This window comes from Gluconobacter sphaericus (assembly GCF_016757795.1).
Taxonomy (GTDB): domain Bacteria; phylum Pseudomonadota; class Alphaproteobacteria; order Acetobacterales; family Acetobacteraceae; genus Gluconobacter; species Gluconobacter sphaericus.
The window spans coordinates 501,174-524,972 of record NZ_CP068419.1; the positions used below are offsets into that span (position 1 = coordinate 501,174).

At 53.0% G+C, this 23,799-nt stretch carries 20 protein-coding genes and 1 pseudogene; 9 read left to right on the forward strand and 12 right to left on the reverse strand.

Annotated features, from left to right (window positions below):
• Window positions 1–144: 144 nt before the first annotated feature.
• Window positions 145–339, reverse strand: coding sequence for a hypothetical protein (locus IGS75_RS02525; RefSeq protein WP_141351615.1), 195 nt, complete (start codon window positions 337–339; stop codon window positions 145–147).
• Between the two features lie 522 nt (window positions 340–861).
• Here IGS75_RS02525 and IGS75_RS02530 point away from each other — a divergent pair.
• From IGS75_RS02530 to acs, 6 genes are all read left to right on the forward strand, one after another.
• Window positions 862–2,985, forward strand: a complete 2,124-nt coding sequence (locus IGS75_RS02530) for an AfsR/SARP family transcriptional regulator (protein ID WP_202257483.1) — start codon at window positions 862–864, stop codon at window positions 2,983–2,985.
• A 135-nt stretch (window positions 2,986–3,120) separates the two neighbouring features.
• Window positions 3,121–3,639 carry a DUF3576 domain-containing protein gene (locus tag IGS75_RS02535; protein ID WP_141351620.1) on the forward strand — a complete coding sequence of 173 codons (519 nt, stop codon included), beginning with the start codon at window positions 3,121–3,123 and terminating at the stop codon, window positions 3,637–3,639.
• A gap of 7 nt (window positions 3,640–3,646) precedes the next feature.
• Window positions 3,647–6,244, forward strand: a complete 2,598-nt coding sequence (leuS, locus tag IGS75_RS02540) for a leucine--tRNA ligase (RefSeq protein WP_202257484.1) — start codon at window positions 3,647–3,649, stop codon at window positions 6,242–6,244.
• The gene (locus tag IGS75_RS02545; protein ID WP_141351624.1) at window positions 6,244–6,915 is read left to right on the forward strand and encodes a hypothetical protein; all 672 of its coding nucleotides are present in this window, start codon (window positions 6,244–6,246) and stop codon (window positions 6,913–6,915) included. The genes leuS and IGS75_RS02545 overlap by 1 nt, the downstream gene beginning before the upstream one ends.
• A 4-nt stretch (window positions 6,916–6,919) precedes the next feature.
• Window positions 6,920–7,921, forward strand: coding sequence for a DNA polymerase III subunit delta (gene holA, locus IGS75_RS02550; RefSeq protein WP_202258076.1), 1,002 nt, complete (start codon window positions 6,920–6,922; stop codon window positions 7,919–7,921).
• A 116-nt stretch (window positions 7,922–8,037) separates the two neighbouring features.
• Window positions 8,038–9,945, forward strand: a complete 1,908-nt coding sequence (acs, locus tag IGS75_RS02555; RefSeq protein WP_202257485.1) for an acetate--CoA ligase — start codon at window positions 8,038–8,040, stop codon at window positions 9,943–9,945.
• Window positions 9,946–9,965: 20 nt separating this feature from the next.
• Here the strand turns inward: acs and IGS75_RS02560 are convergent, their stop codons facing one another.
• Window positions 9,966–10,277: a hypothetical protein gene (locus tag IGS75_RS02560; RefSeq protein ID WP_141351673.1), complete on the reverse strand. Its 312-nt coding sequence runs from the start codon at window positions 10,275–10,277 to the stop codon at window positions 9,966–9,968.
• 160 nt (window positions 10,278–10,437) lie between these two features.
• Between IGS75_RS02560 and IGS75_RS02565 the strand changes: the two genes are divergently transcribed.
• The 3 genes from IGS75_RS02565 to IGS75_RS02575 are packed head-to-tail and all read left to right on the forward strand — an operon-like array spanning window position 10,438 to window position 12,852.
• Window positions 10,438–11,418 carry an AEC family transporter gene (locus tag IGS75_RS02565; protein ID WP_141351628.1) on the forward strand — a complete coding sequence of 327 codons (981 nt, stop codon included), beginning with the start codon at window positions 10,438–10,440 and terminating at the stop codon, window positions 11,416–11,418.
• Window positions 11,415–11,882, forward strand: coding sequence for a low molecular weight protein-tyrosine-phosphatase (locus IGS75_RS02570; protein ID WP_141351630.1), 468 nt, complete (start codon window positions 11,415–11,417; stop codon window positions 11,880–11,882). Before IGS75_RS02565 ends, IGS75_RS02570 begins: the two co-directional genes overlap by 4 nt.
• A gap of 37 nt (window positions 11,883–11,919) precedes the next feature.
• On the forward strand, window positions 11,920–12,852 hold the full coding sequence (locus IGS75_RS02575) for a 2-hydroxyacid dehydrogenase (protein WP_141351632.1): 933 nt from the start codon (window positions 11,920–11,922) through the stop codon (window positions 12,850–12,852).
• Window positions 12,853–12,855: 3 nt separating this feature from the next.
• Here IGS75_RS02575 and IGS75_RS02580 read toward each other — a convergent pair whose 3' ends face one another.
• The 10 genes and pseudogenes from IGS75_RS02580 to IGS75_RS02625 all read right to left on the reverse strand — a co-directional run bounded on the left by IGS75_RS02580 (window position 12,856) and on the right by IGS75_RS02625 (window position 23,776).
• On the reverse strand, window positions 12,856–13,614 hold the full coding sequence (locus IGS75_RS02580; RefSeq protein WP_141351634.1) for an NAD kinase: 759 nt from the start codon (window positions 13,612–13,614) through the stop codon (window positions 12,856–12,858).
• Between the two features lie 365 nt (window positions 13,615–13,979).
• A pseudogene (locus IGS75_RS02585) lies at window positions 13,980–15,059 on the reverse strand (IS5 family transposase).
• Between the two features lie 113 nt (window positions 15,060–15,172).
• On the reverse strand, window positions 15,173–17,305 hold the full coding sequence (flhA, locus tag IGS75_RS02590; RefSeq protein WP_202257486.1) for a flagellar biosynthesis protein FlhA: 2,133 nt from the start codon (window positions 17,303–17,305) through the stop codon (window positions 15,173–15,175).
• Window positions 17,306–17,326: 21 nt separating this feature from the next.
• Entirely contained in the window at window positions 17,327–17,644 is a 318-nt protein-coding gene (gene fliN / locus IGS75_RS02595) for a flagellar motor switch protein FliN (protein WP_141352595.1), read from the reverse strand.
• A 9-nt stretch (window positions 17,645–17,653) separates the two neighbouring features.
• Entirely contained in the window at window positions 17,654–18,304 is a 651-nt protein-coding gene (locus IGS75_RS02600) for a hypothetical protein (protein WP_202257487.1), read from the reverse strand.
• Complete coding sequence (locus IGS75_RS02605) at window positions 18,304–19,314, reverse strand: flagellar motor switch protein FliG (protein ID WP_167495504.1); 1,011 nt, start codon at window positions 19,312–19,314, stop codon at window positions 18,304–18,306. The genes IGS75_RS02600 and IGS75_RS02605 overlap by 1 nt, the downstream gene beginning before the upstream one ends.
• Window positions 19,311–20,990, reverse strand: a complete 1,680-nt coding sequence (fliF, locus tag IGS75_RS02610) for a flagellar basal-body MS-ring/collar protein FliF (RefSeq protein WP_202257488.1) — start codon at window positions 20,988–20,990, stop codon at window positions 19,311–19,313. Before fliF ends, IGS75_RS02605 begins: the two co-directional genes overlap by 4 nt.
• Before the next feature lie 175 nt (window positions 20,991–21,165).
• A complete protein-coding gene (locus tag IGS75_RS02615) occupies window positions 21,166–21,906 on the reverse strand; it encodes a flagellar hook assembly protein FlgD (RefSeq protein ID WP_202257489.1) in 741 nt (246 codons plus the stop codon).
• Window positions 21,907–21,921: 15 nt separating this feature from the next.
• A complete protein-coding gene (locus IGS75_RS02620; protein WP_141352603.1) occupies window positions 21,922–23,250 on the reverse strand; it encodes a flagellar hook-length control protein FliK in 1,329 nt (442 codons plus the stop codon).
• A gap of 211 nt (window positions 23,251–23,461) precedes the next feature.
• On the reverse strand, window positions 23,462–23,776 hold the full coding sequence (locus tag IGS75_RS02625; RefSeq protein ID WP_237468939.1) for a hypothetical protein: 315 nt from the start codon (window positions 23,774–23,776) through the stop codon (window positions 23,462–23,464).
• Window positions 23,777–23,799 lie beyond the last annotated feature (23 nt).

The window sequence follows — 23,799 nt, forward strand, 5'->3', positions numbered from 1 at the left end:
CCTGCACCTTGCTTCCCAAAACCTACAACTGTTACGATAAAAACAGCATTTTTCGTCCTGTCGCGCCAGGATGAAAAAATACTGTTCTTAAAGCAGTGAATTTTTTGGTGTCCGCGAGAGGATTCGAACCTCCGGCCCCAGGATTCATACCACTTCGGCTTTCACCGCCATGCCCGCAAGCATGTTCGTGGTCTGGACTGTCTCTTCACCACGGCTCGGAAGCCAAGGTGTCGCCCGTACAGTCTCTACACCTTCTTGCCGGCACGCCGGAAAGCTTGGCTCGGGATTGGCACGATCAAGATGATCAGAGCGTTCCCCGAATTTGAGCGAATCCACCATGCAGTTTCCCATCATGGCGCCCAATTCAAAACCTTAGGAATCCTGTGCTCTATCCTGCTGAGCTACGCGGACAAACAAGCTGACCGTATCTCAGTTACGGTGCCGCTGCAACCGTACCCCCGCCACATCAGATAGTGTAAAGATACCGGGAATTCCCCATACAAACCAGTGCGCCCAGGGAAAAGCCAGGAAAACGGGGCCTCTCGACGGACATATCATCGAGAATAAAGATTACCTGCCCTGTTTATGCTATCTCAACTTTTTCCGGTTAGTCTTTTAAGCGAGACTTCTGCTAAGGCCTTGCATGACACCTCTTTTCCATCAAAAGGTGATCTGTTTTTTCTGGTAGTACCAAATCCTGAGTAGGATAGAGCGCGTTCACAGCTGGCATCCTACACAATACCTCTTTGTGGGGGGGTTTGCAGGTTTGACTGGATTGAGAATTGCCATGATCTACGTTGCTGACAACGATTTACTGGAACAGTCTGAAATTTACATGCCTGTCGGCAGGGTATCCTGATCGTGGAGGCAGCGAAGATTGTGGACTGTTCACCCCGTCATATCCGCGAAACCGATCCCACCCTTCTGCGCGTGCGACTGATCGGACAGATGGAAGCAAGAACCCTTACAGGTGAAAGTGTGCTTCCGGTAGGAGGTAAAACACGGGCTCTTCTTGCTATTCTGGCTCTTTCCGACCGAAAACCTGTCCTGCGATCGCGGCTGGCAGAACTGCTGTGGAGCCAGCGACCTGAAGAAATGGCACGCGCATCCCTCCGCCAGGAAATTCATCGCCTCTTGGATGCGCTAAGTCCTCTGGGCGTGGACGTCATCGATGTTCAGCGACACGCGCTGGCCCTGAAACCGGCCCTCACTTCGGTAGACGCCGAGAGGCTGCTTACCATCAGCGTCCGGACGATCGACAGCGTAACCCTGCCTGACGAACTGCTCCTCGGTGAGCTGACAGGAGTGGATCCGGCGCTGGACGAGTGGCTTATTCAGCAGAGGGAACGCCTCTCAACACATCTCCGGCAGGTTTATGAAAGTGCCGTCCGGGAATTGACCGATCCGGATCAGGTCGACAACGTAGCCGAGCGGCTGCTGAAATTTGACGACCTGAACGAAGTTGCCTGGCAGGCCAGGGTTCAGACGGCCCTGCATCGTGGTGACACGAGTCGGGCAGTCGCACTCGCTGAGCAGATGACAAATCTTTTCAGAGACGCCGAAAGACACACACTTACTCCGGCCACACAAGCGCTCATCAGAAGTATTCCGACTGAAAACAACTGCAAGGATCTGGCTCACGACTTGTCTCAGGCGCCACCGGCTGCGGGAACTCCTGAAGCGTCTTTCACAGCGCCAGTACAGCGCCCCGATCCGATGCTTGCCCTGCCGCTGCATTACGCATCGCAACACGCAGCTGCGGCAGAACCACGGAAAATCTCACTGGTTTTTCTGACCCCGTCATCCACGGATGAAACGCTTGCCGAACACGGCCAAAACTTACGGGATCAGCTGGAACTCCTGTTCGTCAACATGGGGATTTTCGACATTCTTGCACTTCCCGAAACGTCCCTACCCGACCCTGTGAGCGCGACTGCGGCTTACCGGGCCTGGGGCATGGACTATATCATTTCCGCCAATCTGCGGGCAGGGCCTGAGGGGAGTGAAAACCGGCTGATCCTCCGGGTTCTGGACGCTCGGCACGGGGGCGTCATCATCTGGGGAACGCATTATGATTTCCCGCGCTCCGGGCCGGATACGGCAAAAAACAGCCTCCTCGCGCCCGCCCAGGCAATGCAGTGGAGCATCTTCGTCACCGAAGCCCGGCGCATTGCAGCTCGCCCAGATACAGAACTTTCAGCGCTCGGAATGGCGCTGCGGGCTTTCACCCTGCTCATGCGGCATGATTCTTCGCTTTTCAGCCGCATTGGATTTCTACTGGAACGGGCCGACGCACTGGACAGAGACGACGGTGCGATTGCACTTATTGATGCCCTGCACTGCTATATTCGCTTCCTGAATGAATGGAGCCCTGAAACCGAAGCTGTTTTTGCCCGAGGTCTTCGCAGCGTTAGAGCCGCCATTTCGCTGATGCCAGATCTGCATGCTGTCGAAGTTCTTCTCGCTGCCTACCTGATGCATGAGCCTGCCATGCACAGTACAGCTCTCTCGGTTGCCCAGTCCGCGACCGAGGGAATCTTGCAGATCGAGGGATATCACAAGGATTCTCCTGATCTTCTGATGGCAGAGATTGTTCTGGCCGTGCTAGACGAAAAGATGACGACAGCAGCAGAAAAGGTGAAGATTCTGCTGAAAAACGGGTATCGCTCACAGTTGCTTGAACTCCTGCGTCCGGTTTTCATGATGATCCTGCTACTGGGAGAAGACTATCAGGAAGTAATCTCGATGGGGCGATTGATGTCCGGTCTTTATCCATCCTGCCCAAGTTCGCTGCTTTATTATCTCATCGCCTTGGTTGAAGTGGGTGACTGCACCGAAGAGATGCATCAGGTCTGTCGCCACCTTCTTCGTCTGGTACCGGATCTGACCATTTCCAGAGCTGTCAGCCGCTTTCCTTACGCGGGAAAAACACGACTGACGAGGCTGGCTGAAGCGTTGGGCAAGGCTGGCTTGGCCGAAGGATAAGAACATCTTCCTTCAGGTGCTTGGCCTCTTGCCGCCGGCACGATATGAACACTTAAACAGAAGTTGCCGGCTGCAGGCCTCGCCAGTCTGCATCCTTGCTTGTGACCGGCCCTGGCGCGGCCCGCAGGACCACACATGATGTCTCGCATCCAGTTGACCGTTCTTCGCCCCCCTCACCGACCGACAATCCGGCTTGCCTTGGGTTTTCTGGCGCTCGGCGCTCTTGCCGCCTGTGGCAGCGGACGTGACCCCAGCACCCTGACCGCACCCCGCAATCATCTTCTTGGGGTGGATCGCGGTGCCGAAGGTGGCGCTGACGAGCTTCGCGGCGGTGTGAACGCATATCTGTGGCGTGGAGCGATCGACACCCTGTCCTTCATGCCGCTGGCCTCTGCCGATGCCGTGGGCGGTGTCATTCTGACGGACTGGTATCAGCCATCCACCAGCCAGAACGAGCGGTTCAAGATCGCGGCCTATGTGCTGGACCGTCGCCTGCGTTCGGACGCCCTGCGGGTCTCTGTGTTCCGGCAGGTTCTGCAGGACGGACAGTGGGAAGACACTCCCGTTTCCGCCACCACCACTTCCGATATCACCACCCGTATCCTGACACGCGCACGTCAGCTGCGTGCTGAAAATGGCGAGCGGGACAACTGAGTCAGACATGAGCGATACCACAGCCCCCGCATTCGATTTCCAGAACCGCGAACCGTTCTGGCAGAACGAATGGAAACGGCGGAATACCTTTGCGGTTCCGGATGTTCCCCCGGCCGATCGTCCGAAATACTATGTGCTGGAAATGTTCCCGTACCCGTCGGGGCAGCTTCATGTCGGACATGTCCGAAACTACACGCTCGGGGATGTGGTCGCGCGCTACAAGCGGGCCCGTGGTTTCGCAGTCATGCACCCCATGGGGTGGGACGCGTTCGGTCTGCCGGCAGAAAATGCCGCCCGTGAACGCAATGTCCATCCTGGCAAATGGACTATGGACAACATTGCTACCATGCGGGGCACGCTGCAGCGCCTGGGTTTCTCGCTGGACTGGGACCGCGAGATCGCAACCTGCCTGCCAGAATATTACGGCAAGCAGCAGAAGCTGTTCACCGACATGCTGGCCGCCGGCCTCGTCGAGCGGCGGGATTCTCTGGTCAACTGGGATCCTGTCGACGAAACGGTCCTTGCGAACGAGCAGGTCGTGGACGGGCGCGGCTGGCGTTCGGGAGCGCTGATCGAAAAGAAGAAGCTCTCCCAGTGGTTCCTGAAAATCACGAAGTTCGCTCAACCCCTGCTTGATGATCTGAAGACACTTGATCGTTGGCCCGAACGCGTCCGGACGATGCAGGAACGCTGGATCGGCCGTTCGGAAGGTGCACGGATCCGTTTTGCACTACATCAACCGCCCGCAGGCTATGACGAGGATCTCGATAGCGTCGAAGTTTTCACGACGCGTCCCGATACCCTGTTCGGCCTGAGCTTCATCGGGATTTCAGCGGAACATCCGCTGGCCCGCAAGGTGGCGGAAAGCAACCCCGAGGCTGCTGCTTTCATTGAGGAATGTCGCCGTCTCGGAACATCCGAGGAGGTGATCGAAGCTGCCGAAAAGCGCGGATTCGACACGGGTCTGCGGGTGGCCAATCCACTTGATCTCGAAAAGACTGCGCCTGTCTGGATCGCCAATTTCGTGCTGATGGATTACGGCACAGGCGCCGTTTTTGGCTGCCCGTGCGGCGATCAACGCGACCTCGACTTTGCCCGCAAGTACGACCTGCCGGTTCCGCAGGTTCTGCTGCCCCCAGGCCAGGATGCCGAGACTTTTGTCCTGGGCAAAAAAGCAGTTTCAGGGGATGCGACCCTGTTCAATTCGGGATTCCTGGATGGGCTGGATCCTGCTGCTGCGCGAACGAAAGTCATTGAGCGTCTTGAGGGTCTGGGGGCTGGCAAGGGCGTCGTGAACTGGCGTCTGCGCGACTGGGGCATTTCCCGGCAGCGCTACTGGGGCTGCCCTATTCCCATCATCCATTGCGACGCCTGCGGCCCTGTTCCGGTGCCTGATGAGCAGCTTCCCGTCATCCTACCGGAAGACGTAACATTCGATCGCCCCGGTAATCCGCTCGATCACCATCCGACCTGGAAACACGTCAACTGCCCGCATTGCGGCAAGCCTGCGGTGCGTGAGACCGATACGTTCGACACGTTCGTTGACAGTTCCTGGTATTTCGCTCGTTTCACCAGTCCACACGCAGAGACCCCGACGGTTCCGGCGGCTGCCAATGGCTGGCTGCCGGTGGACCAGTATATCGGCGGCATCGAGCACGCGATCCTGCATCTGCTCTATGCGCGTTTCTTCACCCGGGCGATGCACGAAACCGGACATCTGGATGTGGACGAGCCGTTTGCCGGCCTCTTCACCCAGGGTATGGTGACGCACGAGAGCTACCGCGACGACAGCGGCTGGCTGTACCCCGAAGAGGTCGAGCGGCAGGGTGATCAAGTCGTACGCCGTGAGACGGGAACGCCGGTTCAGGTCGGCCGCTCGGAAAAGATGTCCAAGTCCAAGCGTAACACGGTGTCTCCGGTCGACATCATTGAGCGTTATGGCGCGGATACGGCCCGTTGGTTCGTTCTCTCCGACAGCCCGCCCGAGCGGGACATGGAATGGACAGCCGCAGGCGTTACCGCGGCTGCCCGCTTTGGCCAGAGACTGTATCGGCTCGTGGCCTCCGTAGCTGCACGGGATACAGCCGACAGTGCGCATGGTGCGGCGGGGGATGACCTGCGTCGCGTCACGCACCGAACCATTGCCGCCGTCGGTGAGGCCCTCGAGGCCTTCACACCGAATGTCGCCGTGGCCCGTCTGCACGAGTTGACCTCGGCTTTGGCAGAGGCTGAACGCATCGAAGGCGCCGGCATTGCCGCTGCGCGCCGTGAGGCGGCCCGCGTGCTGTGTCTGCTGACTGCTCCGATGATGCCCCATCTTGCTGAAGACATGATGGCGGTTCTGGAACCGGGCAGTGCGCTGGTTGTGGAACGTCCCTGGCCGGAAGCCGAAGAAGAGTGGCTGGCCGTGCAGAGTGTGACGATCGGTGTGCAGATTCTTGGCAAACTGCGCGGAACCATTGAGGTTCCGCCCAATGCGCCGAGGGAAGAGGTGCTGGCCGCAGCGAAAAGCGAGCCGAACGTGGCCCGTCTGCTTGAAGGAAAACGGCTGGTGAAGGAAATCCATGTTCCGAACCGGATCGTCAATTTCGTGGTGGCAGGCTGATGTCTGACCGGCGCGGCGCCTTTCTGCTCACGGCTTTCCTTCTGCTGGGGGGGTGTGGTTTTTCCCCCCTCTATGGAAAGCTGACCCCGAAAACCGACATGTCGGAAGAGTTGGCACAGATTTATGTGGATAACATTCCGGGGCGTTATGGCCAGGAACTTCGTCTGGCTCTGCAGAAAAACCTGGCTGGCGCCGGGCCGGAAGATCCTCATAAATACATGCTGAAAGTTTCTTCCGGCATGAATGAAGAAGCGGTCGACATCCATCAGGACAATACGTCCGGCCGCACCCGGAGCACGGGATCGGCGCACTGGATGCTCATCACGGTCGAACAGAATCCGCGTCTTCTGGCGCAGGGGGATGCAACGACGCTGGATGGTTTCAACACCACATTCGAGCAGTATTTCGCCCAGACGCTGAATGATGAAACGCTTCAGGCGCGCGTCTCGGACACGCTGGCGCAAACCATGACACAGCAGATCGCGATCTGGTTCCGCAATCACAACATGCCCGAGAAAGCCGCGCCTGATGAACTGCCGCGCTATCTGAACACGGACCGCATGCCGGATGACAACGGCAATGCCGCAACTGACCGGACGGGTGTCGATGGCTTCCCGGCTTCCGCAACAGGCCGTCTGTCCAGAAGCACGACCAGCACATCTGCGCAGTAAAGTGGTGAAGATCGACGCACGAAGCATCAGTCGGACACTGTCTGATGCCGGGTCCTGGCGGGCCATCGTGCTTCATGGCGAAGATACGGGCCTTATTCGTGAGCGTGCCGCGCGGGCAGTCAAACTGGTTGCCGGGACGACCGATGATCCGTTCCAGGTGGCACAACTGGATCGGGAAACGCAGGACCGGCTCGAAGAAGAGGCCACCGCGCTGTCCCTGATCGGCGGGCGACGGGTGGTCTGGGTGCGTGAGGGACAGGACAGTCTGGCCCCCCTGTTCAAACGGACGCTTGAAACCGACACGGAAACCCTGATCGTTATCGAGGCTCCGGGAATTACGGCACGCTCGAAACTACGTACGCTGGCCGAAGCCCACAAGCAGGTCGCGTCCATCGCCTGTTATCCCGAAGAAGGACGCGTCCTTTCCCAAACCGTGACGGATACTCTCGGCCAGGCCGGTGTGACGATCGACCGCGATGCCCTGACCTGGCTGATGGGCGTGCTTGGCTCCGACCGTAGTGGCGTACGCGGCGAAATCGAAAAGCTTGTTCTATATGCGGGCGAAAATGGCCGCCTCGATCTGCAGGCCGTTCAGGACTGTGTTGGCGATGCGGGCGGTAATTCCTTGGAAGATGCCGCTTTTGCCGCACTGTGCGGAAACCGCCTGATGGCCGATCAGGCGCTTGAACGGGCTCTGGCCGATGGTGCCAACCCCGTAGCCGTGGCACGGACCGTTCTGGGCGTCCTGGTACGGCTCCAGAAGGTCGCCCAGGGCGTGCAGGATGGTCAGGGGCGGGCAGAATCCATAAAGACTCTCCGGCCGCCTGTATTCTTCAAGCGGACAGCGGCTTTCAATCAGGCGCTTGACCGCTGGCCTCTTGCGGCCCTGAATACCGCGGCCCGGGAAACGCAAGCGTTTGAGCTGGCCTGCAAGCAAAGCGCGTCCCCAGACATGGCGCTGTGCAGACGACACATCGCCTCTCTCTGCACCGTCAGAAAAGCCTGAACGGTTCCAGTCAAGCGGGGATAAAAGCAATTTACCTCTGTTTCCGATCCTGCAAGCCAAATATAACGATGCCCCGCTATATGGCGTTCGTCTTTCGTGCGTAAGGTTTCAGGCCCATGTCTCTTTCCTCCCAACCTCATACATTTCACCTGAATCCGGAGGACTATGGCCATCTGGTGGAACAGGCCACTATCGCACCCGAACAATACTGGGAACGCGAAAGCACACGGCTAACTTGGAATACAACACCCCATCAGCCTTATTGCACTAAACGCGGCTGGTTTCCGGATGGGGTGCTCAATGCGAGCGTCAACTGCCTGGACCGGCATCTTGAGACACGCGGCGATCAGAATGCCCTGGTCTGGCAAGCTGAAGAGAGCGATCGTGTTGTGGCCTTCACCTACCGGACACTCCACGATCGCGTCTGTCGCATGGCGAATGTTCTGCGTGAACAGGGCGTGCAGACCGGGGACCGGGTTGCCATTCACCTGCCGTCCGTTCCGGAGGGCCTGATTGCCATGCTCGCCTGCGCGCGGATCGGAGCCATCCACGTGGTTCTTTTCGGCGGATTTTCTCCGGAAGCGATTGCCGACCGGCTGGCTGACAGTAGCGCAGTGCTGGTCATTACCGCCAATATGGGACGCCGCGGCCCCAAACTGATCCCGTTCAAGACAACGTTGGACGTCGCTCTAAACCTCCGTCCGGAAGCTCTCGCTGTCAGGCATGTCCTGATTGTGAGCGTGACGCAGGACGAGGTTGATCTGACGGAGGGACGGGACCTGTGGCTGACACCCCTTCTGAATAAGGCATCCGCCGACTGCGCTGCGCAGGACATGCCGGCCTCAGCCCCACTGTTCCTGCTGTACACATCGGGCAGCACCGGCAAGCCCAAGGGGGTCGTGCATGGCACGGGCGGCTATCTGGTCTGGGCATCCTACACCCATGAACTGGTTTTCGATCATCAGGAAGGCGATATTTTCTGGTGCACCGCCGATATCGGCTGGATCACCGGGCATACCTATGGCGTTTACGGCCCCCTGCTGAATGGTGGGACGATTCTGCTGTTCGAGGGCATGCCGTCCTATCCCGGCCCCGGCCGCTGGTGGAGCGTCATACAGGACCATAAGGTCACGACATTCTATACCTCCCCTACCGCGATCCGGGCCCTCATGCGCGAAGGCGATGAGGTTGTGCAGCGTCATGATCTCTCCTCCCTGCGGGTTCTGGGGACTGTCGGCGAGCCTATCAGCCAGGAGGCCTGGTCCTGGTTCAACGACCATGTCGGTGGCGGGCGCTGCGCTTTCGTTGATACATGGTGGCAGACGGAAAGCGGCGGGATCATAATTTCGCCCGTTCCCGGCGCCGTCCGGGAGAAGCCTGCTTCTGCCACGCTCCCCCTGCCCGGTGTCCATCCGGTTCTTCTGGACGAACGCGGCGCTCCTAAAGAAGGCGCAACGGAAGGTGTACTCTGCCTCAAAGGGTCCTGGCCCGGCCGGGCCCTCACGATCTGGAATGATGCCGCCCTTTTCGAGCGCACCTATCTTCAGCCCTATCCCGGCTACTATTTCACGGGTGACGGGGCGCGACGTGACGAAGACGGGTATTACTGGATTACCGGGCGCGTTGACGACGTGATCAACGTCTCCGGACACCGGATCGGTTCTGCCGAAATCGAAGACGCTCTGGCGACTGAGCCTGCTATCGCGGAAAGTGCAGCAATCGGCGTGCCGCATGACCTCAAGGGGCAGGGAATCGTCGTCTATGTCGTCCCGCGTGATAACGCACCAGAGGATCTTCACGTCCGAGCTGCAAAGGCCATTACGTCAAAAGTGGGCCGCTATGCGGCGCCGGAACGCATCCATGTCGTACCGGACCTTCCCAAGACCCGCTCAGGGAAAAGCGTTCGTCGCCTGCTTCGCAAGATTGCCTGCGGAGAGACCGAAGGGTTTGGTGATCTCTCCACCCTCGCTGATCCTGAAATCGTTGCGACGCTGATTACACTGATCCAAGTGCAAAAAAACTGACCTGTCAGCCCTGACAAGGTTCAGACATCGGTCGTGCCACCCGATGTCTGAACCGGGATAAGAGCATCGCTCAGGAACCCGAAGACGACATGCATGAAATAGACGGAAAAAGCCGCAACCAGCAGCACGGCAAACAACCGCCCAAAAATCCTGAACGACGCCACAATCAACGCTCCCAGAAGCAGGAAAAGCAACACCGTCTGTGAATTTCCCTGTATCCCGAGGCTGGCCAAAACGCTGCGGGCCATGACCTCGATGATCGCCACACCGGCCACAACCACGCCCAGCAGTCCGAGGATCAGACCCCACAACGTATCGAGTATGGATTGCATCACGTGGTCTGACACCAATTAAAAGAGGACAAGATCGCTCCACAAAGCCATTCTCCGCAGCTCCGGTCAACTGTCATCTGGCATGGGGATAGACGAATGTAGGAGCGGCCGTTACGAAAGGTGATCCTTTCCTGACCGGATTTTCTGACATGGATCATAAATGACGAATTCGCCTGCCCTGCTGCTGACGATCGTGCAGTCCATTCTCCCGATTCTCGTAACGCTGGGATTTGGATATTTCGCGGCATACCGAAAGGATTTCGATGCACAGCAGGCTGGTGTTCTGACACGTCTAGTCATGCTCTACGCTCTGCCGCTAGAACTGCTGGCGTCCATCCTCAGTACGCCCCGCAACCAGGTTCTGGCAGCAGGTCCGGTTGCAGCTCTGATCCTGCTGGCCATGATCGGTGGCTACGGCCTGATCTTCGCCATTCTTCGCGTACTGCTCAAACGCCGTCTGGGCGAGGCAGCACTGATCGCAATGACCATCACGGGGCCATCCGTTCCCTTCATTGGTATTCCTGTGTTGGGACAGATCTTCGGGCCGGCCAGTTCGGTGCCGATTTCAATCGCGTCCTTGGCCATGAATCTGGTTCAGCTTCCCATTACCCTGATCCTGATGGGACATGACCGTGGCACCCGCCATCGGGTCGAGAGTGACGGGGAAAACCGGAACGAACTCCGCGAACTTCTGGGGCACCTGATGCATTCCTGTCGGGAGCCGGTCGTCTGGGTTCCGATGATGGCCCTTGTCTTGGTTAGTGCCGGCGCCTTCCTGCCACAGTTTCTGAAGGGCTCACTTCAACTGCTTGGCCGCACGACAGGTGGCGCGGCACTGTTCGCGTCGGGTGTGGTGCTCTTCACGCGCCAGGTAAAATTCAGCCCTCTGGTCGGCGTGATCGTCAGCGTGCGAAATATCATTATTCCCGGAATCATCTATACGCTGGCCCGTCTGTGGCATCTTCCCCTGCCTGCACTTCAGGAGAGCGTCCTGACGATGGCGATTCCCAGTGCGTCGATCAACGTCATCCTTGCCATGCGCTATCATGTGCTGGAACGTGAAATTGCATCCGTTCTGTTCTTTGGAACGTTAAGTTCAATCTTCACGATGGCATTTTTCATTTGGCTGACAGGCGCATGACCAGTTTTCTTTTTGTGTGTACAGGCAATATCTGCCGCTCACCTCTGGCCGAACTGGCCATGCGCCGCGAGGCCAGCCTTCGCGGAATGACCCTCGATATCGACTCTGCGGCAACTGGACGCTGGAACCTCGGCGAGGCTCCTGACCCGCGTGCCCGTGTTGTCGCGTCCAGACAGGGTCTGGATGCATCACTGCTTCGGGCACGCCTGGTCACCAAAGAAGACTTCGATCGGTTTGATCACATCATTGCGATGGACCGTTCCCATCTCGCCATCCTCAAGCAGATGCGTCCTCACCACTCAAAAGCACGTCTTTCCCTGATGCTGGACCATATTCCCACCCGTACCGGACAGGATGTCATCGACCCCTATTACGGACCGGATGAAGGATTCATCAAAACATGGGAGGACGTCGAGGGCGCCTGCGCTGCCCTTGCGAGAACAGTTCTTGGTCCCCGCCCCTGAAGCTTCTAACTTGAGCGGAACAGAAATGGAGAATTTCATGTCATCCAAACCTGATATTCTAACGATTGATCCCCTCGTGCCGCTCATGAAGGAAAGGCTGGAGAAGTCATTTACACTCCACCCCTATACATCACTGGAAAATCTGAAAAACATTGCTCCTGCCATCCGCGGGATCACCACAGGTGGCGGCTCCGGGGTTCCTTCGGAAATCATGGACGCCCTACCCAATCTTGAAGTCATATCGGTTAACGGTGTGGGTACGGACCGCATCAATCTGGATGAGGCAAGACGCCGCGACATCAGGGTCGCCACAACCCAGAACACCCTGACGGACGATGTGGCCGACATGGCCGTGGCGCTAATGATGGGTGTAATGCGGGGCATCGTGACGAATGATGCCTTCGTGCGTGCTGAAGAATGGCCGTCCACCACGCCTTCCCTCGGACGAAGCCTGACCCGGAAAAAAGTGGGCATCGCAGGATTTGGACATATCGGCCAAGCAATTGCCAAACGCGTCTCGGCATTCGGAATGGAAGTGGCATACTTCAACTCACACTCCCGGCCTGAAAGTACTTATCACTTCGAGCCTGATCTGAAGACGCTGGCAACCTGGTGCGACGTCCTGATCCTGGCAGTCTCAGGCGGTCCACGCTCCGCAAATATGATCGACAGGGACATCCTAGATGCTTTGGGCAAAGACGGTTTCCTGATCAATATCGCCCGCGGAACAGTGGTGGACGAGCCAGAACTGTTGAGCGCCTTGCAGGAAAAACGTATCGCTGGCGCCGGCCTGGACGTTTTCCAGAACGAGCCCAATATCAATCCGGCTTTTCTAAGCCTGCCAAACACCGTTCTGCAGGCCCATCAGGCGTCGTCCACAGTCGAAACCAGAACGGCCATGGCTAATCTGGTTGTGGACAACCTGATCGCCTATTTCACTGACAAAACCCTGCTGACACCCGTAATCTAAGACCTATGCCACGAACTGTTCGGCAATGATCCGCTCTGAAAGACCGTGATCGGGATCGAACAGGATCGTGGCCTTACGGGAGCGATCTTCCCGGACAACTACCTCCGCCACATCACGAATTTCTGTAAAATCCGCTACCGCGGCTGTTGCTCTCTTTTCGGTATCAAGCAGTGTTAATTTCACGACTGCACTCGACGGCAGCAGAGCCCCCCGCCAACGACGAGGCCGAAAAGCGGAAATCGGAGTCAGAGGAAGAATATTAGCGCTCAAAGGTACAATAGGTCCATGAGCCGAAAGGTTGTAAGCTGTTGAACCGGCCGGCGTGGAGACAATTATTCCGTCGCAGATCAGTTCCTCAAGCCTCAAGCGGCCATCTATTTCTATCTGGATACGGGACGTCTGCCGTGTCTGACGGAAAAGAAACACATCATTGAATGCCAGTGCGCTCTTGACTTTCCCACCTACTGTCGTGGCAGTCATATGCAGCGGATGAAGAACCGAAGGCTGGGCATTTTCGAGACGCTGAAAAAGGTCCCCCTCATCAACAGCATTCATCAAGAACCCAACCGTCCCATAATTCATACCGTAAATGGCAATGCTTTTATCCAGAACCTTGTGCAGGGCCTCAAGCATAAAGCCGTCCCCCCCCAAACAGACAACAACATCTGCCTCGTAAAGCCGTACATTTCCGTATTTCTGTGAAAGTCTTACCAGCGCAGCCTGTGCGCTGTCAGTGGAAGAGGCAACAAAATGAATTTTCATAAAAATCGCATCAGCCTGAAATCAGCAGAGATCATTTTTCCCTATTTCCGGCCTCCTTAGCAGATGAACAGCTTAAGAGAGCATTATTTTTTTGAACCAAAAGAGGCTCAAAAATCGAATACCAGACCTGAGAACGCTAACACACACGCCATTGATCGCACTTTACAGTCGAGTGACAACAGAAGTGTATATATTTTCCGAAAGCAGATCGACGGCGGAAATTCCGGAGACCATAAAAAAAATTCAAACCTAAAGGAATAAAAGAAATTTTTACGGATTTTGGAGCAGTCGGCTAGGATCAAAGTTCTGGATGATGATTTTCGCCCTGCGATTTGAGCAGGACGAGGGTTTGATGTTCTGGGTTGCTACGAGGCGGCGTTAATCCGCTTCAGGCAGAGGAAGTGGCGCATATTATAGATGATATTGGCCAGCCCGACCTTCGTGGTGGCCTGCGTTATCCTACCGTTCGGACGAACAGCCCTGTCTGTGATTTCTGATCGGCAAAGACGTGCTCAACACGAGATCGGATCACAGACTTTCCTGCATTGGATCTCTGGATATGTCGTGGCATCGGTTTGAGATGCGGTTTTTTCTGTGAACCTTTGAGACAAAGTCCTGCTTTTCCATAAAGTCCTCATTGGCTTTTGAGCGGTATGCTGTGTCTGCCCAAACCATTGATACCGTATTGATTTTATCCAGCAGGCCCTCGCGCGTAGTCTGGCGCCATCGCTGGCAGCGGCATCCGTTGCCTTCCATTTCCGGATGAACCGAAACTTCCGGTCGATGGGGACGTTGGATTTGTAGCCAAAGAACGGGATGGCGAGGTTTGTTGCAGGGATCGTCCCGTCATCCTGCCGTTTTGCTTTCGTGAATTTCAGTGTCCATCGTGCATGACGATCCTTATGCGCCAGCTTTGCCGGCTTGTCCTGCCAGTCTTCGGGGATACGTCCTGTCCGGAGATCCGATTTCTCAGCGTTTGCATTGCGCTGCTTTGGAGCAGCGACCAGCGTTGCATCCAGGATCTGGCCGGACATTGGCATATAACCGGCGTTCCGCAGAATAGCATCAAACCGGTCAAACAGTCTTTCAATAGCTCCCGCCTGGGTTAGACGCTCGCGGAACAGCCAGGCAGTCTTGGCATCAGGCGCGCGGTCAGACAGCCCTATACCAAGGAAGCGCATAAACGACAGACGGTCGTTGATCAGATACGCCGTCCGTTCATCAGACAGATTGTTCAGTGTCTGGATCACCAGGATCTTGAACATCAACACGAGATCAAACAGAGGGCGCCCGCCTTTTCTCCCGTCTGAATAGGCCAGCGCCTTGTCCAGCTCCGGGCGGAATACTTCAAAATCCACAGTCCAGGGAAACGCTTCGAGCTGATCACCAAGACCACTTAATCACGCAAGTCGTTCCTTAAAATCAAAGAAACCAGACTGATTCATGATCCATACCCTCGATCAATGCAGGAGATGTAATCATACAGAAAGATCCAAAATCAGAACCAAGACACATCAACTAATGGCTCTTCTAGCTCGCCAGATAATATTTTTTTATATTATATTAATTCAATAGTCCGCACTTTAACACGGGAGAAAATTTCTTCTTGCGCTAAAACAATTACAGAAGGCTGTATACGCTCAATTATGCGCCTCATCGGAATACGGACAATACTCGAAACCAATATTACTGGAACTTCTCTTTTTTTGGATGCATTATCAAGACATAGTTTAATGCGAGATACGAATTCATTCATTTTTGACGGAGAAAAATTAATCTGCTTTTCTTCGCCCGAATTAGATAAGTGCTCCAAAACAAACATCTCCCATTTAGGACTGAAAGTCACAATTGGAATATATCCCTGAGGGCCAAGGACAGATGCGCTGATTTGACGAGCGAGTCTAATTCGAACGTGCGCGACCAGTGCAGCAACAGTTTTTAATCCTTGGCCACATCCTTCCTGCAAAGCCTCTAGAATACTAACCAGATCACGGATGGATACCCGTTCTTCAAGAAGAGACTGCAGAATTCTTTGTATTACACTAACTGAAATCTGCGAAGGGACCAGATCTACGACTATTTTCTGCTGCTCTCTAGGCATTTCGTCTAGAAGTTTTTGCGTTTCCGAATAAGAAAGAAGATCTGGCATATTATCTTTAACCAATTCGGTTAAATGCGTGATGATGACACTAGCGGGATCAACCACCGTATATCCCTGAACAATGGCATTTTCCCGCAAATTTTGATCTATCCACAATGCAGGCAAACCAAAAGCGGGTTCTTTAGTTTTTTCTCCCTCGAGATTGGGCTCTCCACCCCGCGGATCCATCGCTAAAAGATTATTTATTCTAACTTCACCATGACCAATCTCTATTTCTTTAATAGAAACAGAATAAGAATCAGGCGATAAAAGCAAGTTATCTTGGATACGAACAGGTGGAAGGACAAAACCCATATCGCTTGCAATTGTTCGGCGAAGTATTTTTATTTTCTCTGTTAAGCGCGCTCCCTCACCGCTTGCTATCGCTAATAAATTAAAACCCAACTCCAATCTCAAAAGATCTACCCTCAAGCTTTCCGAAATTGGAACCTCTGCGGGAACAGAATTTTCGGGAACTACAACGGAATCTCCATCATTATCCGTACCAACAACAGGCGTCCGGCACCTTATCCAAGCCGCTCCCCCAACCAAAACAGCCAGGAACAAAAAAGGAAATGTCGGCAAACCTGGTATTGATGCCAAAACCACTGCCGAACCAGACGCCAAGGCAAGCGGTTTAGAATTGCCACCCAGTTGACGGACAAGAGCAATGTCAGCCCCCCCTTCAGTCCCACCTTTTGTTACGACAATACCTGAGGCCGTAGAAACCAACAGGGCGGGGATTTGCGAAACAAGGCCATCACCTATTGTCAACGTCGTAAACGAGGTAGCTGCATCTGCTATCTGCATACCATGACGTACAACACCTATAGTTAATCCGCCCACAATGTTGATAGCGGTTATGATCAAACTAGCGATCGCGTCTCCACGCACGAATTTGGCGGCACCATCCATCGCGCCATAAAAGCCACTTTCTTCTTCAAGTTCTTTTCGTTTTTTTCTCGCAACAAAGTCAGTGATCGCACCCGAAGATAGTTCAGCATCAATTGCCATTTGCTTGCCCGGCATGGAATCTAGAGAAAATCTTGCTGCGACCTCGGCAATACGTCCCGAACCTTTTGTGATAACCATAAAATTAACAACAAGAAGTATTGAGAACAAAATAGTCCCGATAACTACATCTCCGCCCATCAAGAAGCCACCAAAGGCAGCGACGACATGTCCCGCAGCATAAGTGCCTTCGTATCCGTGACTCAGAATCAAACGTGTGGTTGCGACCTCAAGTGAAAGTCTCAAGAGGGTTGTTAGTAGAAGCAGGGTGGGGAAAGATGTAAAATCAAGCGGCTTATTTAAAAATAATGCCACCATCAGAACTAGAATAGACAATGTAACAGACAACGACAATCCAACGTCTAAAACAAAGGTTGGAAGAGGCAAAATCAATATCGACAACAGCGCAGAGACAGAGAGAGCAAGACTGATATCTGAGCCAGGAACCCATTTTTTTAGAGAACGCACACTCTGAGGAATATTATTTGATGAAAAAATATTTCTCACCTCAGAAGAGAAACTTTTTTTTATATTATTCATTTTTCTTCCGCTGTGGTTTTTTTATTTTCCTGACTTTACGATTTCAGTCATGGTTACGCCTAAACGCGTTTCATCCACCATAACCACCTCACCTCTTGCAATTAAGCGATTATTAACAAAAATATCGATTGGATCTCCAATTTTCTGGTCTAATTCCACTACAGCTCCCCGCCCCAGCTTCAATAATTGGTTTATCGGCATTGTAGCTCGACCCAACACTGCGCTTACTGTAACAGGGATGTTATAAATGGCTTGCAAATCATTGGGCGTTTTATCACCTAGAATTTCTTCTTTTGAAAATTGTTCTTTTTCCAGACTGAAATCATCTTTATCCAGCATTTTTTCCTCCTATTTTTCATGAGGGAACGAGAGAATTTCTAACGTTATTTCAGAAATAACTTTATCTGCATTCCTCACAAACAGACCTGCATCCCAAGAAACCTTAAAATCTCCACCTTTCTTCGCTTCATCTACAATAATATTTATTTTTTTTTGTGTGGATTCTCGAAAATACCCTTCTATTTTTTCAGAAAACTCTTGAGAACAAGTTAATTCTAACTGAGATTTATCACTTATAAATGAGTTAATTTTTTCGATCGTTCGCTTCGATTCTTCCATTCCATACTGTTTCAAAAGCGCTGGAAACAGATTCACAAGCATTTTCAAAAAGAAAGACGTAGCCTGCTTAGAAATATCCTTATCTATGTTTTTTATACTATCAGATATTCTATCTATTTCTTTTTTTATTTCATTTTTATAAAAAATCTCTATGCTTATTTTTTCATTATCAAACGATTCCTTTCCTGATATTTTTCCTTCCTGCAGTCCCCTTTGATAATATTCTTCTAAAAGTTCATCAGATATCGTATTAATATTTTCGTTCTCGATAAGCGGCGGAATATCGTCATTTTTCTTTGCACTGTCCGGCAAGACCCTATCGAAATCCTCCGCGTAGAGAATTCCAGAAGCATTATTGCCTCCTAAGAAATTGTGGACCATCAAAAAATCATCTCATTTCCAGGCTGTTCTTGATCAATCAGATCAATTTCGCCTCGGTCTACAAGATCTTTCGCAATCACAAGAATTTGGTTCTGTGCAGAATCAACATCTTTTACTCGCACAGGACCCAAATCTTCGATTTCATCCATAAGAATACGACCTGCACGCTCCGACATAGAAGCAAAAAACGCCTGTTTCAATTTATCGCTTGAACCTTTAAGGGCTAGCGGAAGGCTTTCCCGAGGTATCTGATTCAGCAATACTATTAAACTTTCACCAGAGATGTTTACGAGCTCTTCGAAAGTAAACATAAGATTTTTTACCTGATCAGCATCAGATTGACTCCGACCCTCCAGAGAATTCATAAACTTACCTTCAATACGTCTGTCAAAATTATTAAATATTTCTGCCATAACCTCATGGCTATTCCGATTTATTCCGCGCGGAATATTTGAAACAAATTCCGATCTTAGTGTTTTTTCAACGCTTTGAAGAATATTTTTCTGTATTGTTCCTGTTTTAAGCATTCTTACCATGATATCTAACGAAAATTCTTCGGGGAGAAGCACCAAAACCTTAGCCGCATGAGAAGGTTTGATCCGACTCAATATAACGGCAACAGTCTGTGGGTATTCATTTTTTAAATAATTTGCGAGAACTGTCTCTGATACATTACCAAGCTTATCCCACATTGTACGTCCAGCGGGCCCACGGATTTCTTCCATGATTGCTGCAGCACGATTAGCGGGGAGAGCATTTTTGAGAAGTTTTTCCGTACTTTCCAGATCTCCAACTATACCTTCAGCAGCCCCTAAACTCTGACTAAATTCGTGGCATACTTTTTCAACGGTATTTGACGAAACAATACCCAACTGAGCCATTACGGATGAAATCTCTCTAATTTCCTCTTCATGCATCTGCTCAAACAAACGAGAACAGTTTTCTTCGCCCAAGGCCATCATCAAAATCGCCACTTTTTGTACGCCGGAGACATTTTTTTCTATATTCATTGCTCTGCCACTCCTTCCTGAGAAGGAATTAACCACCCCCTTATCAAGGCAATACTTTCAGATGGATGAGTTTCCACAAGATCTACAACTTTCTGCACGGAAGAGGCTCTAATCAGTCCCTGTACTCCACTGACAGATACTGTTTCTTCATCATCTGGTTCACCATTTACATAAGCCGCCTCGAGCATTGGAGTTCTTGCTCTCTCGGATTGCTCAGGCAGATAAACAGCTCTCTGCGAAGAAAGATCGGCAGCCGGGGGGCGGGCTTCAGAAGCGGCAAAATTGAGCAATTTCCTCGAGTTGGATTCCCCAATCGGCCGAAGTAATGGGCGCACGACAAAAAACAGAACCATCGCCAGGCAGGCTGCGAACAATCCAAATCTTATCGCCTCCATCTGATTTGAATGGGTAAAAAACTTACTCCAGGCGGAAGTCTCTGGCTTCATTTCCATGTCCATATCCGCAAACTTCATAGACATTACGGTGACTACGTCACCTCTACTTTGATCGAAACCAATAGCGCTTCTTGTCAACGCAGTTATTCGTCCAAGTTCTTCCTGATTGCGCGGCTGCCATAATGCGTGTCCTTTTTCATCAGAATGGCTGATACCGTCGACCATGACGGCCATACTGATACGGGCAATGCGTGGCTGATCCTGAACCAGGGTCCGGACTGTCTTACTTATCTCATAGTTGTTCGTTTGTTCCTGCCGGTTGCTCTGACTGCCATTCTGCTGCTGTCCTGCATTGGCGTTCGGAAGATTATTGGACACCGTGGTGTTAGTAGAGCCTTGGGTATTGATGCTTTTTTCTGTCTTGGTCTGTTGCGACCGCAGAACCTGCTGATCGGGATCATAATTTTCCTGAGTTTCCCGAACATGATCATTATTCATGGTGACGTTGGCTTCTACACGCACGTGCCCAGGCCCCAATGAAGAGCCCAGCAGATCCTCAACTTCACGCGCGATCCGCTGTTCAATTAATTGCCGCTGTTCTTCCGCAGACTGACCACCGTTTGAGCTTCCTTCTCCCTGCTTGAGAAGAACATGACCGCGATTGTCGATCAGCGAGATATTGTGGGCGTCCAGCCCGGGGACCGCTGCGGAAACCAGGTTCACGACTGCTGCAATGCTTTCATCATCCAACCGACGCCCACTATCCATTGAAAGAAGGACGCTTGCCTGAGCATTCTGCTCGTCTGTTGAAAAAAGCTCTCTGTGACGCAGCACAAGATGCACCCTAGCATTCCGGACACCATGGATCAGACGGATTGAACGTTCCAATTCGCCCTCGAGTGCACGAGTTTCATTAATGGTTTGTTCGAATTGCGTGGCGGTAAAACTGTTGCCCTTGTCGAATATCTCGTATCCGACAGACCCACCTGATGGCAGGCCGCTTTGCGCCAGAAGTAATCTAGCACGTGCAACGTCATCATCAGGCACCATAATAATGCTACCCTGATCCTGAAGACGATATTTAATGTGGGCCTTTGTAAGCTGCTCTACTATTTCACCCGCTTCATGCGCTTCCAGATCGCGGTAGAGCAGACCATTTGTTGCGTTGACACCATGCAGAACAAGCACACCGAGCAGGACTAGCATCGCAGCGCCAACGCCACCAAGAGCAGCCAGACGGGGGAGCCCCAGCTGCTTGAGGTTTGCTAGAAGCGCTTTCATCGGCTGCTCTCTCTCCAGTTTTTCAGTGAATCGTCATCGTGGCGATTCCCTTTAGAAAAACCTTCCTGCACTGCCCACATGACCCCTTAACCCCTAAACCCAACTGACGATAATGCTGATTGTGGAGAAAAAAGGTTAACGCACGCCTAACAATGGGCATTATCAGTCACTAGAATCAGGTGGTCGAAAATCCGGTCAGATCGCTCATGTCAATGGTAGCATCGCCCATATCAATATTAACTCCCGTTGTTCCCTTTGAAACACTAGTAACAGTCCCCGTTATCGTGGTCGGAAGAGCAACGCTGGTACCATCAGTAGAGCTTCCCTCTACAGCAACTGTATAAGCGCCATCGCTCAACTGCGTACCACTGTTATTCTTACCGTTCCATGTCCAGGTATTTATTCCCGCTGACGCGTTGACTGTTTCGGATTTCACGACCGTACCCGTACTGTCCGTTACGGCAATCGCGACATCTTCTGCCTGCGGCGCGGTAAACGACAGGGATGCAGAACCGCTCTGAAGCGGCAAACTGGAACTGCTCGCAGTTGTCGTCTTGCCGATCAGGCTGACCGCTGAAGCCATCTGGTTATCCTGCGTCGCGGAAATCAGGCTGGTCAGATTTGTATTGGTCTCGACCTGCTGCTGAACACCAGCAAATTGAGCGAGTTCGGCCGTGAAGGAATCAGTGCTGGTTGGGTTACTGGGGTCCTGATGCTGCAACTGTGTTGTAAGCAGCGTGAGGAACTGGTTGAAATTTCCTCCCAGAGATGAGAGCGAGCTACTCGAACTGCTGGCACTCGTTGGAGTACTGGAAGAAGCAGCGGCTGCATTTGCCGCCGCATTGCTTTTCGCGGCGGCAATAGCCTGGCTTAGAAGCGACGTGCTGGCGGTCGTTGTACCAACTGAAGAAACCATGTTTCGAATCCTATGTTAGACGGTGAGATCGACAACGCCACGCAGAAACCGGCGTTCAGGGGCTGGAGTATCAGTCGCAGATGAGGTTTCCTTTGCGCCTCCTCCTGACTTGTTATTGCTTCCCTGCCGCTCATCCTGGGATGACATGCCCAGAAAAGAGGGTTGCGAAAGACTGATCTGGATATCCGGAGGGATGATGCTCTGCGAGGCAGTCACGGAAACGGAACTCTGCGCCAGACTTGCGAGCAATGTATCGCGGTCGTCTTTGAGAGACTGGTAGACTTTCGGATTGTCGGTATTGATGTGAATCCGCTGTTCCATGGCAATCGTTTCACCAATTTCCACATGGACTTTTTCGTGGTGACCGACATTCATTTCAATATGAGTTGTCGTTCTCCCGTTACTGTTCTTCTGATAGAGCAAAGGCTGCTGCTCGTCATGACGGGAGAGCTGTTCATTATTGTCCGCCGTCTCTGAAGCATTCTCTGACTGAGCGACATGAGACGCCTCGACGGCTGAATCGGTCGAGGTTTTCAACGCGGATACAGAGTCCAGTTGAAATACTGGAACGCTCTGTGCTGCAGTCGTCACATTCGAGACAATGCTTCCTTTTACTTCCACAATATCCTGTTTCTCTGCTGAAAAGATGGTCTCTTTTTGAGGGGATGCTTCGATCCCACCCGTTTCTGAATTTGACTGTGTGGTGTCAGCTAATGACGGATGGTCTTTCGGCGCCGCATCTTCTGCAGCAGAGACGTTCGATCCGGCAACAGGGATATTGTCCTGTGGGGATGCAGTTTCCGTTGAGTGACCATCAGCCGCGTCACCCCCCTCACCCTGCATCAGGGTAGGCTTTTCTGCCTTCTGCCTGTCAGCAGCCGAATATTTGTCACTGTTCTTCGGGACATTCGCTTGAGACGTCTTCTGGTGTCCATCCCCAACGTTTTTTTGAGACTGTCCCTTATGATCTGCCACGGCGCTCTTTTGAGCGGCAGAAGACGATACTGTATTCTTAGCGCTTATACTGACCTGCTTTGCAGAAATAAAATACGGCTGCGAGCTTGCTGCTTCGTGGCGCTTCGTGGCGGCAGCCATTTCAGAGCTGGTTTTTTGAAGCTGGGTTTGACTCTTCTCCCCGGGAGGAGATACCGCAGCCTTTATGACGCGCGGCTTTCCTGTTGAAGTTCTCTGGCTATCATCTGCATGCGCAGAGGTTTTTTGGTGCACATAGCTTGCCAGAAAATCGCGAAAACGCTCATTCGATGCCAGTTGGGTTTGCGGCAGAGTTTCGAGCCGTCCTGCCCCCGTTGTCGTTACAACTGCGGATGTCGTGACATGTGACAAAACTGTGTGCCTCCGGTTCCGCTAACAATGGGAAACCCGGAGAAACTGTTGGCACAGGAACAGTAAAGAAAGCGTTTAACAGCCCCAAAAGCATACGCGCTCGAGAAAAGCTTTTTTCAGGCTTTCTCGAGCGCGTTAGAGCACATGTCAGCAATTACAGAACTGAACGGCTCATCCCTTCAGAAACATGAAGCTGGGGACACCTTAGAACTCAGGGATGAATCGCATCATAAGCAGGGGATCCTGCAAAAGGTCCGCGCGGAATTGTGGGTGCGCTGGGGCATACAGGAGGGTTACCTTCCAGAGCGAACGCCTGCACTGTATGCGTCGTTGTAGAGACCAGACCTCTGACAGCCAGTCTCCGGTTCAACCGGACACCTGCCAGAAATTCCTCTGGCAGAATGATCGTGGTTCCATCGCGCAATTTCACGCCCGTAGGCGCGATGCCGGAGACAATCCCCTGCGTGACGGGCAGCGGCGTCATGTCATAGACGCAGGGAGCTGCCTCGGCTGCGGAGACGGACATAGCCAGGACAAAGCTAGCGAAAG

What these genes read in the sequence shown, in the direction of transcription:
- IGS75_RS02580 (WP_141351634.1), bottom strand. Translation starts at nt 13,614, where the DNA reads ATGAAAATTCATTTTGTTGCCTCTTCCACTGACAGCGCACAGGCTGCG.
- IGS75_RS02575 (WP_141351632.1), top strand. Translation starts at nt 11,920, where the DNA reads ATGTCATCCAAACCTGATATTCTAACGATTGATCCCCTCGTGCCGCTC.
- IGS75_RS02560 (WP_141351673.1), bottom strand. Translation starts at nt 10,277, where the DNA reads ATGCAATCCATACTCGATACGTTGTGGGGTCTGATCCTCGGACTGCTG.
- IGS75_RS02615 (WP_202257489.1), bottom strand. Translation starts at nt 21,906, where the DNA reads ATGGTTTCTTCAGTTGGTACAACGACCGCCAGCACGTCGCTTCTAAGC.
- IGS75_RS02545 (WP_141351624.1), top strand. Translation starts at nt 6,244, where the DNA reads ATGTCTGACCGGCGCGGCGCCTTTCTGCTCACGGCTTTCCTTCTGCTG.
- IGS75_RS02625 (WP_237468939.1), bottom strand. Translation starts at nt 23,776, where the DNA reads ATGTCCGTCTCCGCAGCCGAGGCAGCTCCCTGCGTCTATGACATGACG.
- IGS75_RS02525 (WP_141351615.1), bottom strand. Translation starts at nt 339, where the DNA reads ATGGTGGATTCGCTCAAATTCGGGGAACGCTCTGATCATCTTGATCGT.
- IGS75_RS02605 (WP_167495504.1), bottom strand. Translation starts at nt 19,314, where the DNA reads ATGAATATAGAAAAAAATGTCTCCGGCGTACAAAAAGTGGCGATTTTG.
- acs (WP_202257485.1), top strand. Translation starts at nt 8,038, where the DNA reads ATGTCTCTTTCCTCCCAACCTCATACATTTCACCTGAATCCGGAGGAC.
- IGS75_RS02565 (WP_141351628.1), top strand. Translation starts at nt 10,438, where the DNA reads ATGACGAATTCGCCTGCCCTGCTGCTGACGATCGTGCAGTCCATTCTC.
- IGS75_RS02600 (WP_202257487.1), bottom strand. Translation starts at nt 18,304, where the DNA reads ATGGTCCACAATTTCTTAGGAGGCAATAATGCTTCTGGAATTCTCTAC.
- fliN (WP_141352595.1), bottom strand. Translation starts at nt 17,644, where the DNA reads ATGCTGGATAAAGATGATTTCAGTCTGGAAAAAGAACAATTTTCAAAA.
- leuS (WP_202257484.1), top strand. Translation starts at nt 3,647, where the DNA reads ATGAGCGATACCACAGCCCCCGCATTCGATTTCCAGAACCGCGAACCG.
- IGS75_RS02570 (WP_141351630.1), top strand. Translation starts at nt 11,415, where the DNA reads ATGACCAGTTTTCTTTTTGTGTGTACAGGCAATATCTGCCGCTCACCT.
- IGS75_RS02535 (WP_141351620.1), top strand. Translation starts at nt 3,121, where the DNA reads ATGATGTCTCGCATCCAGTTGACCGTTCTTCGCCCCCCTCACCGACCG.
- flhA (WP_202257486.1), bottom strand. Translation starts at nt 17,305, where the DNA reads ATGAATAATATAAAAAAAAGTTTCTCTTCTGAGGTGAGAAATATTTTT.
- fliF (WP_202257488.1), bottom strand. Translation starts at nt 20,990, where the DNA reads ATGAAAGCGCTTCTAGCAAACCTCAAGCAGCTGGGGCTCCCCCGTCTG.